Annotated in this window: 9 protein-coding genes; 2 read left to right on the top strand and 7 right to left on the bottom strand. The window is 73.0% G+C overall.

All coding sequences use genetic code 11. The features are described from left to right. Nucleotides 1-30: 30 nt before the first annotated feature. The 5 genes from ACIF83_RS34535 to ACIF83_RS34515 form a co-directional block, all read right to left on the bottom strand. Nucleotides 31-918: a FadR/GntR family transcriptional regulator gene (locus ACIF83_RS34535; RefSeq protein WP_393480996.1), complete on the bottom strand. Its 888-nt coding sequence runs from the start codon at nucleotides 916-918 to the stop codon at nucleotides 31-33. A 162-nt stretch (nucleotides 919-1,080) separates the two neighbouring features. Beyond that, on the bottom strand, nucleotides 1,081-3,486 hold the full coding sequence (locus tag ACIF83_RS34530; RefSeq protein ID WP_399732850.1) for an ATP-binding cassette domain-containing protein: 2,406 nt from the start codon (nucleotides 3,484-3,486) through the stop codon (nucleotides 1,081-1,083). 102 nt (nucleotides 3,487-3,588) lie between these two features. Further along, a complete protein-coding gene (locus tag ACIF83_RS34525) occupies nucleotides 3,589-4,347 on the bottom strand; it encodes an NUDIX domain-containing protein (protein WP_393480992.1) in 759 nt (252 codons plus the stop codon). Nucleotides 4,348-4,476: 129 nt separating this feature from the next. Then, nucleotides 4,477-6,558: a glycogen debranching N-terminal domain-containing protein gene (locus ACIF83_RS34520; protein ID WP_399732845.1), complete on the bottom strand. Its 2,082-nt coding sequence runs from the start codon at nucleotides 6,556-6,558 to the stop codon at nucleotides 4,477-4,479. Between the two features lie 392 nt (nucleotides 6,559-6,950). Next, complete coding sequence (locus ACIF83_RS34515) at nucleotides 6,951-8,504, bottom strand: DUF4192 domain-containing protein (protein WP_399732842.1); 1,554 nt, start codon at nucleotides 8,502-8,504, stop codon at nucleotides 6,951-6,953. A gap of 176 nt (nucleotides 8,505-8,680) precedes the next feature. On the opposite strand from ACIF83_RS34515, the gene ACIF83_RS34510 reads away from it, so the two are divergent. Further along, nucleotides 8,681-10,846, top strand: coding sequence for a RecQ family ATP-dependent DNA helicase (locus ACIF83_RS34510; protein WP_398141286.1), 2,166 nt, complete (start codon nucleotides 8,681-8,683; stop codon nucleotides 10,844-10,846). A 278-nt stretch (nucleotides 10,847-11,124) separates the two neighbouring features. Then, nucleotides 11,125-11,745, top strand: a complete 621-nt coding sequence (locus tag ACIF83_RS34505) for a hypothetical protein (RefSeq protein WP_393480983.1) — start codon at nucleotides 11,125-11,127, stop codon at nucleotides 11,743-11,745. Between the two features lie 204 nt (nucleotides 11,746-11,949). On the opposite strand, the gene ACIF83_RS34500 is transcribed toward ACIF83_RS34505, so the two are convergent. Further along, nucleotides 11,950-12,579 (bottom strand): hypothetical protein, encoded by a 630-nt coding sequence (locus ACIF83_RS34500; RefSeq protein WP_399732837.1) that lies wholly within the window; start codon nucleotides 12,577-12,579, stop codon nucleotides 11,950-11,952. A 68-nt stretch (nucleotides 12,580-12,647) separates the two neighbouring features. Then, nucleotides 12,648-13,349 carry a ribonuclease HII gene (locus ACIF83_RS34495; RefSeq protein WP_393480979.1) on the bottom strand — a complete coding sequence of 234 codons (702 nt, stop codon included), beginning with the start codon at nucleotides 13,347-13,349 and terminating at the stop codon, nucleotides 12,648-12,650. Nucleotides 13,350-13,403: the final 54 nt, after the last annotated feature.

Here is a 13,403-nt window from a genome sequence, read left to right as displayed (position 1 = left end):
CACTGGCGACCGCACCGCCTTCGGTACTGGTCAGTGCTCGCGCGGGGCGGGAACCACGCGCTCCACCTCGGGGTGGACGGTGAGCAGTTGCCGCATGGCCGACTCCGCCGCCGTGCCGTCGCCGGTGCCGAGCGCGTCGACGATCCGCGCGTGCAGGGCGAGGGAGGCCTCGTTCGGCCGGTCACAGCCCGTGACCGGCCCGCCGGAGACCTGGAGGGCGGCCGAGACGATCCCGGAGAGGTGCTCCAGCATGCGGTTGCCCGCGATCTGGATGAGCAGCGCGTGGAACTCCGTGTCGGCGCGCGAGAAGGTCAGCGCGTCACCCTGAGCCATGGCATGGCTCATGATCTCGACCATGTCGGACAGACGCTGCTGCACCTCCTCCCGTCCGTGCCCGGCGGCGAGGCGGGCGGCGAGCGGCTCGATCGTCCAGCGCAGCTCGCTCAGCTCACGGCGCTGGTCGTCGCGCTGCGGCCCGAAGGCCCGCCATTCGATGATGTCCGGGTCCAGGAGGTTCCAGTCGCTGACGGGACGCACGCGCGTACCGACGTTCGGGCGGGCGCTGACGAGGCCCTTGGCCTCCAGGACGCGGAGGGACTCTCGGACGACGGTGCGGGAGACCTCGAAGCGCTGGCCGATCTCCTCGGGCACCAGCGGGCGGTCCGCCCCCAGGTCGCCGGAGACGATCATCTGACCCAGCTGCTGGACGAGTTGGCCGTGCAGTCCGCGTCCGCGGCTGCCCGCGGCGCGCCGGCCCACGCGGCCCAGCTCGGGGTCCGCTCCGTCCCAGGCGGGTACTCCGACACGGTCGGCCACCGGGGCCTCGGCGTAGGGGTAGCGGTCGAGATCGCCCGGGCCGGTCAGACCAGAGTCTGCGGAGCGGGCGGCGGTCATCATGGTGTGCGCAAGGGTACTCACGGATCCTTTGTCGGCGTCGCCTCCAACTCCCTTGAGGTCTTTGGTGAAAAGCACACGAAAGGGTGATCGCTCACCCCGTCGCAATTGACGCCTTATCGGAAAGAAACGGGCTTTCTCCGGGGAGTTGTGCGCACAGCAGGACCGCAAGCGTACGGACAGTCGTCATCGGACCCTGGCGCGAAGCGTCGTGACCAGATACGCACACAGCAACGCCGCCAGCGACAACGTCATTGCGCCACCCACGGGTTGGGCGACGACCCGGGCCATGGCGAGCAGATACCGGTCCCCTCCGAAGGGCCACTGCAACAGGAGGACCTCCCGCATCCGCGCCGGGAAGCCGGCCGCCGTCCCCATGGCGGGACCCTGTAGCGCCTGGTGCACGGCGGGCACGACCAGGACGGGTACAGCGAGGACGGCGGCGAGGCCCGCCGTCGTGGACCGGAAGACGCCGGACGCCAGGACACCGGCCCACGCGCAGCCGACGACCAGCCCGAGCCAACTCGCACCGAGTGAGAGCCAGTCCGAGGGCACTCGTGTGAGCTCCCGTCCGTAGACGAGATAGATCGCCTCGGCGTCGCAGCCCACGGTGAGGAAGGCCAGCATCAGGGCGGTGGCTCCGGAGACGAGGAGTTTCGCGGTGAGCAGCCCCAGCCGACGGGGGACGGTCCCGCGGTCCGCCGCCAGCGCGGGGTGGCGGAACTCGTCTCCGAAGGCCAGCGCACCGAGCAGCCCCGCCGCGAGCGCCGTGGGCGGCAGGGGAAGCTCCCGCGGCCACGCCGCGAAGAGCCTTGCCTGCGGGGTGTGGCCGAGCCTCGCCAGGAGTACGGCGGTGAGCGCGGACACCACCAGGACGACTCCGCAGGTGAGGAATCCGGTGCCGATTCCGGTGGCACGCCGGAGTTCGTAGCGCAGGGGACGCAGCGGGCTGCGGGCGGGGCGGACCGAGATGGAGGGTGGGAGGCAGGACACGGCGTCGAGGGCGGGGGCGGCGTCGGCGCGCGAGCGTGCCGGTTGCCCGGCCTGCCCGGTCCGGGGCTGGGGGCTGCCGGGTCTCCGGGCGTCCGGATTCCGGGCGCCGGGGACGGTCGTGCCGACCGCCGGCTTGCCGACCGTGGTGGTGCTCGCGGTGTCGGCTTCTGCTTCCGGCTCCGCGGAGGCCTCCGGGGAATCGACCTCGAGTGCGGCCGCGAGGCGGATGTCGGCGGCGATCGCAGGCGCACCGGCTGGAGCGGCCGCCTCGGCACCGCCGACCACTCCGGCCGCGGCGGCGGAGGCCACGCTCGTGGACGTCCGGTCGGCTCCAGGAGCAGCGTCGAGGGGCGTACGTCCGGTTCCGGAGACGGTGTCGGCCTGCGACGTCCTCTCGGCCGGGGTGCCGTCGGCGATCCTCGTGCGGCTCGACAGGGAGCCGCGGCCATGTACGCCCCCGCAGGGCGGCCACTCGTCGCCGACGCCCTGCTCCGGCTCCGGCTCCCGCTCCGACGCCGAGACGCTGGGCACCGCCCGCTCGTGGTCCCCGGACGTGACACCGGACGCTGCCTGCGCAGCTGGAGCGGCCCACACCTTTGGCGATGAGCCGGACGCGGCTTGCACCGGTTCCTCCGGCGAGTGGTCCGTCTCTGCCTGTTCCGGCCCGGCCGCCACCTCCTCATCGGCCGCCCTCACCTCGCCCCCGCCTCCCACTTCCGCACTCGACCCCATGTCCCCTACCTCGTCGGCGAGTTGGTGGACGAGAATGCCGTGCCGGAAGGCGGTCTCACCGATGTCGGCGGTTGTACTGCCGTACACGGAGAGACGGTTGCCCCCTTCCCGCACGACCTCGACGGACCGTTGGTCGGTTCGGGCCTCCTTGGTGAGCAGGGCCGCGAGGCGGGCGGCGTGAGGGCTGCGGACGGCCACGCGCGGACGCAGCCGGGTGCGGGCGAAATCCTTGGCCTCCAGATCGGCGACGACCCTGCCGTCTTCGAGGGTGACGACCCGGTCGGCCTCGCGTGCGGCCTCCTTGGAGTCGGCAGTCGTGAACAGCACCGTGCCGCCCTGGGTCGCGTGTGCGCGCAGCATGCCGTGCAGCCAGCGCGCCTCGCGGGCGGAGAGGCCGTCGGCGGGGTCGTCCAGTACGAGCGTGTGCGGGTCGGGCAGGAGGGCGCAGGCCAGTCCGAGCCTGCGGTCCATACCCCGCGACAGGGTGCCGAGGCGTTCCTCGCGAAGGCTGACGAGGCCCACGACCTCGAGGACCTCGTCGGCGCGCCGGGCGGGAACTCCCGCCGCCGCGCACAGCATGCGCAGATGCCCGCGGACCGAGCGGGACGGATGACCGGGCACGTCGCCGAGGAGCACGCCGACTTCCCGTGCCGGGTGGGCGATCTGATGCAGAGGCCAACCCCTGAAGTAGGTGATGCCGCGGCCCTGCTGGAGTTCGAGCATCAGTCTGAGCGCGGTCGTCTTGCCCGCACCCTCCGCCCCGAGGAGCACGGTGACACGGCCGGCGGGCGCCTCGAAGGAGACGTCGTCGACGGCAGGCGGGTGACCCTTGCGAGGGTTGCTGGTCAGTCCGAAAGCCTGGATCACCTGCAGCAAGATAGCGCGGAGTGTCCGGTTTTTCGGGTATCACCTGATCTGTTCTTCGGTGGCGCGCAAGCGGGAGGGGACTTTTGTCCGCCGTTCGATGGATCAGACCTCGGGACGGAGCATCGGAGGGTTGAGCAGGGTCGCACCGCCGGCCCGGAAGAGCTGGGCCGGCCGCCCGCCCTGACGGGTGGTCGTACCGCCCGTCGGAACCAGGAATCCCGGCGTTCCGGTGACCTTGCGGTGGAAGTTGCGCGGGTCGAGGGCCACGCCCCACACCGCCTCGTAGACCCGGCGCAGCTCGCCGACGGTGAACTCGGACGGACAGAAGGCGGTGGCCAGCGAGGAGTACTCGATCTTGGAACGGGCCCGCTCGACTCCGTCGGCGAGGATCTGGGCGTGGTCGAAGGCGAGCGGCGCCACCGGTTCGCCGTCGCGACCGTAGCCGCCCTGCTGGAGCAGTTCCTCGACCGGCGCCCAGCGTGCGTTGCTCGCGTCGCCGCCGGCCCGGGGCGCGGGCAGGTCCGGGGCGAGGGCGAGGTGCGCGACGCTGACGACCCGCATCCGGGGGTCCCGCTTGGGGTCGCCGTAGGTCGCGAGCTGTTCCAGGTGTGCGCCGTTGTCCTGGGCCGGCACCGAGGGATCATGGGCGCGCAACCCGGTCTCCTCGGCCAGCTCGCGCGCCGCCGCCTGGGACAGGTCCTCGTCGGCCCGTACGAAGCCGCCGGGCAGCGCCCAGCGCCCCTGGAACGGCGGCTCGCCCCTGCGTACCGCCAACGCGCACAGGGCATGGCGGCGCACGGTCAGCACGACCAGGTCCACGGTGACGGCGAAGGGCGGAAAGGCTGACGGGTCGTAGGGCATGCGGCGATCATAGTCGTCTGCCTGACGATAAACACTCCCTTCGTCTACCGCGCAGGCGGCGGTCCGCTTCGTTCCGGTATGGGTCGCGGGGTGGGCTCGCGTCCGTCGTGCCGGTCGCGTCGTACGAGGTCACACTCCCAATTGCAGACCGTCCGCCGCCTCCTCGACCATGGCGAGTCCCAGTCGGCTGACCCGCACGGCGAAGGGAGCGCCCGCGACGCGCAGCCCCGTCAGACCGATCTCGCCGAGGGGTGCGCTCTGCACCGGGCGCAGGGTGACGGTGCGGGCCGGGGCGTCGGGCCGGATGCCCGCGAGCGTGGTGAGGAGCAGGACCGCGGAGGCGGCGGCGGTGGCCGCCGGGCGGCAGGCCGCCGGGTGCGGGAGAGGAGCGCTACCGGCAGAGCGCCGCTCCCCCGCGAACATCTCCGGCAGCCGGTGGCCGAAGTGCTCCGCTGCCTCCAGCAGCCCCCTCAGCAGTCCGCTCGACTCCTTCTCGAAACCGGCGGCAGCCAGTCCGGCGACGGCGAGCGCGGTCTCGTGGACCCGCACGGCTCCGGTCCGGTGGCCGAACGGATTGTGTCCGGCCTCCTTGGTCCCGAGACCGCGCAGTCCCCAGCCCGCGTCCATCGCGGGGCCACCGAGCAGCCGGGCGAGCTGTTCGGTCTGCACCTTGTCGAGCAGGCCGGGGGCAAGTCGGCCGGCGCCGAGCAGACCGGTGTCGAGGAGGTGCACGGCAGCTGAGCCGAGATGCGGAACGGGCCTGCCGTCCGGCGCCAGGGCCGCGGCCGGGCGCCCGCCGCCTCGGTCCTCCACCCAGAAATCCGTGCGGAACGCGTTCCGGACGGCCTGGGCCCACTGTCTTGACTCCGAGCCCCCCGGCCTGCCGTACGCGTCGAGGAGATCGGCGCCGAGGACAGCGGCCCGGTGAGCGTGGGCCTGCGTCTCGCAGCGGACCGGGCCTCCCGGCTGAGGGTCGGGGAGGTAGGTGCCGTCACCGACGGCGGTCCGCAGCCAGGCCAGGCAGCGCTCGGCGGCGGGCATCAGTTCCTGCGTCTCCTGCTCGGGGAGCCCCCAGCGGCGGGCCTCGGCGAGCAGGACGGGGAAGAGAAGCGTGGCCTCGGTGCCTGTGCACGCCGGCGGGAGGAGAGCCCCGGCGTCGCGTCGCGGACCGGGGATCAGACCGGCCTGTGGGCCTGGGCCCGGAAGCTGGGTGCGGGCGAGGGTGCGCAGCGTGCCCGCGGCGAGCCGGGTGCCGAGGGGCAGCGCCATCCGGGCCGCGGCGAGCGCCTCGGCCGGGGCCATGCCGCAGCGCCAGGGCGCGCCCGCCGCGAGGTAGGTGTCGGCGGGGTGCGCGGGATCGCGCAGCAGCAGGGCCTGGAGGTCGTCGACAGCGGCCTGGAGGAGGGTGGCCACTCGCGGGTCGTCGCCTGCCGCCCGGGCGGGCGCGAAGGGGCTCGTCGCGGCCTGGCCCACGGCGCGCAGTGGTCCGGCGCCGTCCGGGCGTACGCGTAGTTCCACGCTCGCCGTTCCACCCGGAGGCAGTTCCAGCTCCCAGCACAGCAGTCCGGCGGAGGCCAGTGCGTCGGCGGGTGCGGGGTGCGCGGTGACACTGGCGCCGCCACCGGCCGAGGACCAGCGCAGGCCCGAGTCATGGACGCTGGCCGGGAGTTCGGGGCCTGTCCTGCCGCAGGCGATGGCGCCGAGGTCCGCCAGGTCCGTGCCGAGGGCGACCTCGAGCGGGAGGCGGAGGGGGCGTGGGGAGGCGTTCTGGAGTGTGATGCGCTCGGTTCCGTCGGCGCTACGGGTCCGCTCGACGACGACATCGGGATCCGGACCCGTCCCCGGGGAGACACGCAGCGTCCCGACGAAGCGAGCCCGGTCCGCCCCGGTCATCCTGGCCTGCACCGCGAGCGGTTCCCGCCCGGCGATGCGGACCTGGCACCGCGAGAGCAGGCGCCGACCGCCCCGGTAGAACCCCTCCAGTCCTTGGCCGGCCAGCTGTCCCTGTTCGCCGGAGATGGCGAGGCCCGGCAGGGCGACGCAGATCAGGGCGGTGTGCGTGGGCGGCAGGTCGGGGGCCGGCCGGGGCCTCGGGTACGGCGTGCGCGGGGAAGCGCCGGGAGCCGGTGCGCCGGTGGGGAGGCGCGGCCGACTCGTGTGCTGGGCTGAGCCTCGGGGCCGGCCGTCGACGGCTGGGGGGATCGGAGACATGCCCGGGGGCGACGGCGGCCTGGGGGCACCGTCGATTTTCGGTGCAGTGATCCCGGTACCGGGCTGTGGGAAGGGCATGTGCCCGACCTCGGGCGGGTGGCTCTCGTCGGCGGCGGAGAGCCGAGTCTGCTGCTGATGCATGCGGTGGCTTCTTCTGCACTCGGTGCGCCTCGGACACGCTGTGCGCGGGGTAGCGCGTCCGGAGGGACAGGGGTCGTACGGCGGCGGTACGGCCCGTGCCGGCGCTCCGCCACTCAGGTGAACGGAGAGGGACTCCTCCTGGTCACGCCTCGGATCGGGCAAGCCGACCGAATGGCGGCGTGGCGGGCAGGAGCCCGGCAAGGCGCCCGTGCGGCTGAAGGGACTCACCCCCTGCCGCTGTGTCTCGGCACTCATCCGTCCCCTTCGGTCTCCCGCTGACCGCCCGCCGCCGCGGTGTCGCGGCTCGGGCCCTCACCGGAACGCGCGCGCATGCCGCCCGGCTTCGTGCTGCCCGGACGCGAAGGTCCATCGGCCGGCGATCCGGCGTGGGAGCCGGGCGACCGCCGCCGTGCGTCCTGCACCCGCGCCGGACGAGGACTGCGGTCGCCGCCTTCCGCGGCCCGCGTTCGGCGACGGCGCCGAGGACCGCCGGTCCGCGAGGCGCGCTCGCCGTGGGGACCGTCCGTCCGGGCGGCTGCTCCAGGGCCTGCGACGACCGTTCCCGAAGGCGCGCCCGGGGTCGCTTCCCGTGCCGAATCTGTCTCCACGGTGTCCGTCCGGGCACGCCCCGCGCGTTCCACACGCAGGCAGCGGCGGACCGACTCGGGGTCGAGTCCTTCGTTGCAGGCCCGGTGGAGGAGGCGGGCGAAGAGGTAGTCGGGGTCCGCGCCCAGTGCCATCGCGAGGGCTTCCCGGGCCTCGAGCTCGTCGCCGGTGGACCAGGCGACCCAGCCCGCCAGGGTGAGCGGGCCGGCGGCGTGCTCGCCGTACGGCCCGACGCACCGGCGGGACAGTGCGCGCCAGAGCCGCAGAGCCGGACCGGCCTCGTCGCCCTCCATCCACGCGGCCGCCCGGTCGCGGGTCGTGCGGTCCTGGAGCCCGAGGATCAGCGTCGCCGCCTCGTCGTGGCTGAGCAGTTCGTCGTCGCGGAGGTCGGCCGGGTGCGTGCCGGACACCGGCGCTGCCGCGGCGAACCTGTGAATGATCAGCTCGGCGAGATCGAGGGTTTCCTCCGCCACGCTCTGCCGGGCCGCGTCGTCCAGGATGCGGGGTACCAGGGACATCCCGGCCGCGTCCAGGGCGACCTCCTGCTCCAGGGCGACGCTGGTCTCCCAGGGCAGCAGCCTGGCCCGCAGCTCGCGGAGCGTGCCGCGCACCTGGATCCCCGCGTAGGTGGCTGCGGCGGCCAGCACCGAGGTACCGGGCAGGCCCATCGGCGTTCCGTCGTCAGGACAGCATCCCTCTACCGCGCAGCTGTAGGACCAGAAGCGGCCGTCCGAGATGCACAAGGCCTCGACCACGGGCGCGTCGAGGTCGCCGCATTCGGTGCGCATCTGGGCGATCAGCGGCTCGAGCCGGAGCATCACGTCCCGGCCGGTCTCGCCCTGGCCCGGTTCCTGGCAGACGTAGGCGACCATCTGCTCGGGCCGCCTGCCGCGTCGCTCGCTGCTGGTCACCAGCCCCCGTACCAGCTGCTGCACGGCCTCCTCCCAGTCCTCGGTGCTTGCGGGGATGCCCAGCCGGGCCCGGCCGCCGAACCTGCCGCGGCCTTCCCGGTCGTGCAGGGCGACCAGCACGATGCTGTCCTCGGGGCGGTAGCCGAGCAGGTAGGGCAGTGCGTCGGCCAGCTCGCCCGGGGTGCGCAGAGTGACCTGGGTGTCGTGCGCGGACTGCTCGGTCAGCGGCTCTCGTCCGACGATGTCGCCGTTTTCGAAGGGCCCGGTCGTTTCGCTGTGGTTCGTCATGCGCAGACGATCTCGCGGACCACGAGATTCCGGTTGGGCCTGTGGATAACTCGAATCAGGGACACGACAAGGCAGGCGCCGACCGCGGGCGCTCCGTCCACAGCCGGACAGCCACGGTCGTCCGCTCGCGGCCGGCGCCCGCCCGATTGTCAGTCGCGTCCTGTTGTATGGGACGCATGGAGCACACGAGCAACGCGGACCTCCGGGCACAGGCCGACGCCGTCCTCGCCCGGCTCGTCGGGGACACCACGGGCACGGCCCGGCTGCGCGAGGATCAGTGGCGGGCCATCGAGGCGCTGGTCGCCGACCGGCGCCGGGCCCTGGTCGTGCAGCGCACGGGCTGGGGCAAGTCCGCGGTGTACTTCGTGGCGACCTCGCTGCTGCGGGCCAGAGGCGGCGGACCCACGGTGATCGTCTCTCCACTGCTCGCGCTCATGCGCAACCAGGTGGAGGCCGCGGCCCGAGCCGGCATCCACGCCCGGACCATCAACTCCTCCAACACCGAGGAGTGGGAGGCCGTGCAGACCGAGATCGAGGCCGGCGAGGTCGACGTGCTGCTCGTCAGCCCGGAGCGGCTGAACAACCCCGACTTCCGCGACCAGGTCCTGCCCAAGCTCTCCGCGGCGACCGGACTGCTCGTCGTGGACGAGGCCCACTGCATCTCCGACTGGGGCCACGACTTCCGCCCGGACTACCGCCGACTGCGCACCATGCTCAGTGAGCTTCCGCCAGGTGTCCCGGTACTGGCCACCACCGCCACGGCCAACGCGCGCGTGACCGCCGACGTCGCCGAGCAGCTCGGCACCGGCGGCTCATCGGACGCCCTGGTGCTGCGCGGGCCGCTGGACCGGGAGAGCCTGAGCCTCGGCGTGCTGCGGTTGCCCGATGCCGCGCACCGGATGGCCTGGCTCGCCGACCACCTCGACGACCTGCCGGGCTCCGGCATCATCTACACGCTCACCGTGGCCGCAGCCGAGGAGGTCACCGCCTTCCTGCGGCAGCGCGGGCACGCCGTCACCTCCTACACGGGCCGGACGGAGAACGCCGACCGGCAGCAGGCCGAGGACGACCTGCTCGCCAACCGGGTCAAGGCGCTGGTCGCCACCTCCGCGCTAGGCATGGGCTTCGACAAGCCGGACCTCGGATTCGTCGTGCACCTGGGCTCGCCGTCCTCCCCCATCGCCTACTACCAGCAGGTCGGCCGCGCGGGCCGTGGCGTCGAGCACGCCGAGGTGCTGCTGCTGCCGGGCAGGGAGGACGAGGCGATCTGGGAGTACTTCGCGTCGCTCGCCTTCCCCTCCGAGGATCTGGTGCGCCGCACTCTGGACGTCCTCGCCCGGGCGGACGGCCCCCTGTCGCTGCCGGCGCTCGAACCCCTGGTGGAACTGCGTCGTTCCCGGCTGGAGACGATGCTGAAGGTCCTCGACGTGGACGGAGCGGTGAACCGCGTCAAGGGCGGCTGGACCGCGACCGGCCAGCCGTGGTCGTACGACGCCGAGCGTTACGACTGGGTGGCACGGCAGCGCAAGACAGAACAGCAGGCGATGCGCGAGTACGCCTCCACCACGGACTGCCGGATGGAGTACCTCCAGCGCCAGCTCGACGACGAGGGCGCCAAGCCCTGCGGCCGGTGCGACAACTGCGCGGGGCCGCGCTTCACCGCCGACACGTCCACGTCGGCCCTGGACGCCGCACGTGTCGACCTGGACCGTGCCGGGGTCGAGGTGGAGCCCCGCCGCATGTGGCCGACCGGGCTCCCGGCGATCGGCATCGACCTCAAGGGGCGTATTCCGGTCGGTGAACAGGCCTCGTCCGGGCGGGCTCTGGGTCGGTTGTCGGACATCGGCTGGGGCAACCGGCTGCGCCCCCTGCTGGCACCCCAGGCCCCGGACGCGCCCGTGCCGGACGACGTGGCGCGAGCCGTGGTGGAGGTGCTGGCGGACTGGGCGAAAGGCCCCGGCGGCTGGGCCTCCGGGGCGGCCGGCGCGCAGCCCCGGCCGGTCGGCGTGGTCACCGTCGCCTCCCGCACCCGTCCGACACTGATCCACTCCCTGGGCGCCCGTATCGCCGAGATCGGCCGGCTGCCCCTGCTGGGCTCCGTGGAGTACGCCGGTGACGCGTCGCGGGTCTCACGCAGTAACAGTGCCCAGCGTCTGAAGGCCCTCGACGGCTCGCTGACCGTGCCTCCCGCCCTCGCCTCCGCGCTCGCCGAGGCCCGTGGTCCGGTCCTGCTGGTGGACGACTTCACGGAGACCGGTTGGACCCTCGCGGTCGGGGCACGACTGCTCAGAAGGGCCGGAGCCGACGGGGTGTTGCCCCTGGTGCTGGCCGTCCAGGGCTGACCAGCCGTGGTGCGTCGCTACCCGGACCGACGCACCACGTGCCGTGATCGAACGCCACGGGGGTCATCAGGAGCACTCGTGGGTAGGGATATAAGTCACGCACCACCAGATAACAGTCGGTGGCCCCAATTGCTCGTTGCCGCATCCAAGTTCGACAGGAAGAATTGAAGTCCGCTCCCCGCACGGCTCGTCCGTGAACCGGCTGGGCTTTGCTGCGGTGCGCGGTCCCCCGAATCCGACCTCGCCCGTAGTGTGGGCGCGTAGCCGAAGGGAGGAACGTGACCTTCGGATTCGCCTCGTCCTCGGCGGCCTCGTTGTCGACGTCCGCGTCCGCCGCTTCCGCCAGCCGCCTGCTCGAGCCCGCGGAGTGGGCAGCCGCCGGAATCCCCCTGCTGCGCAGTCCCCGTGAGGTCGTCAGCGGGCTGCACGCCCGCCATCGCCCCAAGCCGTCCATGGCGATCGTGGCCGTGCTGGATCCCGACGAACGGCTGTGCGCCAGCGCCTCGTTCCTGCGCCGTCCGGCGCCGGCCGACGGCTGGATGTTCCGCAACGCGCTGCTGGCCCAGCTGCGCCGGGTCATTCCGCACGACCTGCGCCGCCGCACCCCGGTGCGCACCGCCGTGCTGCTCTACTGCCGCGAGGGCGACGCGCGTTGGACCGAGGAGGACGGCGCCTGGATGTGGGGGCTGCGCGACGCCTGCACACTGCACGGGCTGCGCTGCGGGGCGTACATCACGCTGACCGGTGACGGCTGGCAGGTGCTCGGTGAGGGGCGTGGCGGACGCCGGCCCAGTACCCACTCGCAGCCGGAGCCCTTCGCCATGTCGGAAGTCCCGGCCCTGGCACCTCGCACCGGCGGCCCGGTCTCCGAGGTGCTGCGCCGCGCGGCTGCTCGCTGAAAGCTCGGCTCCGGGTCCGGCCGCGCGGTCCGCCCGGCACCCGGACACACAGCCGCCACACGGCCGCCCGGACGCTCCGACAGGCGGCCGTCCCCGGAGGAGGAACGGCCACCGCCAGTCATCCGGGCATGCCGAAAGCAGCACCGTGCGGATCCCCTCGGGGCTGCCTTCGTCGCCCCGGCACCCCGAGGTGCCGGGCGGGACTCAGACGCCGGAGCCCAGCACCGAGTTGATCTGCTGCGGGTCACCGCAGACGATCAGCAGCGCACCGGCCCGGGAGTGGGCCAGCGGAAGGGCGGTGGCGGCAGCGGCGGAACCGCCGTTGACGGCCACGACGACCACGGGGCGTGACGCGGCACGGGAGGCGATGGCGGCGTCCGTGTAGAACACGTCATCACCGGCGTCGTGCTGCGCCCAGTAGGAGGCTTCACCGAAGGACAGTTCGTGCTCGGCCCACGGGTGCTGGGAACCGGTGGTGATCACCAGCACGTCCGCGGGGGCACGGCCCGAGTCCAGGAGCAGGTCCACCGCCTCGTCGGCTGCGTCGAGCGCACCCTCTGCCGAGGCCGGGATCAGCTGGATCTGCGGGGTAGCCGCCGGGGCGGCGGGAGCGGCCGGGCCCGACGGGCCTGGCTTGGCCGGAGCCACGTCACGCTGCGTCCGCTGCACCGGCGGCGTGGGCCGCAGAGGGCCGGGACGACCGGGGCGCGACGGAGCCGCGGGGCGGGGGCCGGGTACGGGGCGGGGGGTCGGCGCGGTACGGCCGCTGGCGGGCGTGGCGCGGGGACCCTGGGCACTCTCGTGAATCTGAGGCTCCTCGGGAATGAGAGGCATGAGCTGATATTTATCAAACGTTGGTGCGGCGCGGGCGACCGGGTGGCACATCAGTGCGAGCGGAACCGTCAGAAATCGAAGCCGAGCTGACCCTCGATTTCCGGAGCGCTTCCGTCCGCCCAGCTGCGGACCTTCTTGAGGTGCCGCCACTGGGGCAGCGAATCAAGATACGCCCACGACAAACGGTGGTACGGGGTGGGTCCCCGTTCCTCCAGTGCGGCCTTGTGCACGGGCGACGGATACCCGGCGTTGTCCGCAAACCCGAAGTCTGCATGGTCGATACCCAGTTCGGCCATCATTTTGTCGCGCTGAACCTTGGCGATCACCGACGCCGCCGCAACGGCCACGCACGACCGGTCGCCCTTGATCACCGTGCGCACCTTCCACGGGACACCGAGGTAGTCGTGCTTCCCGTCGAGGATCACGGCGTCGGGGCGGACCGGCAGCGCGTCCAGGGCACGGACGGCGGCGAGCCGCAGTGCGGCGGTCATCCCCAGGTCGTCGATCTCCTCGGGGGAAGCATGCCCCAGGGCATAGGCCGTCACCCACGACCGCAGTATCTCGGCCAGTTCCGTGCGCCGCTTGACGGTCAGCAGCTTGGAGTCGGTCAGACCCTCGGGCGGCCGACGGAGTCCGGTGATCGCAGCGCAGACGGTCACGGGCCCTGCCCAGGCGCCCCGCCCCACCTCGTCGACACCGGCAATGATCTTCGCTCCGGTCGTGGCGCGCAGGGAGCGCTCGACGGTATGAGTGGGTGGTTCGTACGGCATGGCGCCCTTAGCGTACGCCGCCGGGATCCTCGTGCGACACCCCAGGTCCCCCGG

The sequence above is a fragment of the Streptomyces sp. NPDC085866 genome, from assembly GCF_044541035.1.
In the GTDB taxonomy this organism is placed as follows: domain Bacteria; phylum Actinomycetota; class Actinomycetes; order Streptomycetales; family Streptomycetaceae; genus Streptomyces.
Note: the sequence above shows the minus strand (reverse complement) of the source record. Positions and strands in the feature narration are given on the sequence as shown.

Bases quoted from the DNA above. Each gene is read 5' to 3' on its own strand.
- ACIF83_RS34525 (WP_393480992.1), bottom strand. From the start codon at position 4,347: ATGCCCTACGACCCGTCAGCCTTTCCGCCCTTCGCCGTCACCGTGGAC.
- ACIF83_RS34520 (WP_399732845.1), bottom strand. From the start codon at position 6,558: ATGTCTCCGATCCCCCCAGCCGTCGACGGCCGGCCCCGAGGCTCAGCC.
- ACIF83_RS34515 (WP_399732842.1), bottom strand. From the start codon at position 8,504: ATGACGAACCACAGCGAAACGACCGGGCCCTTCGAAAACGGCGACATC.
- ACIF83_RS34510 (WP_398141286.1), top strand. From the start codon at position 8,681: ATGGAGCACACGAGCAACGCGGACCTCCGGGCACAGGCCGACGCCGTC.
- ACIF83_RS34500 (WP_399732837.1), bottom strand. From the start codon at position 12,579: ATGCCTCTCATTCCCGAGGAGCCTCAGATTCACGAGAGTGCCCAGGGT.
- ACIF83_RS34495 (WP_393480979.1), bottom strand. From the start codon at position 13,349: ATGCCGTACGAACCACCCACTCATACCGTCGAGCGCTCCCTGCGCGCC.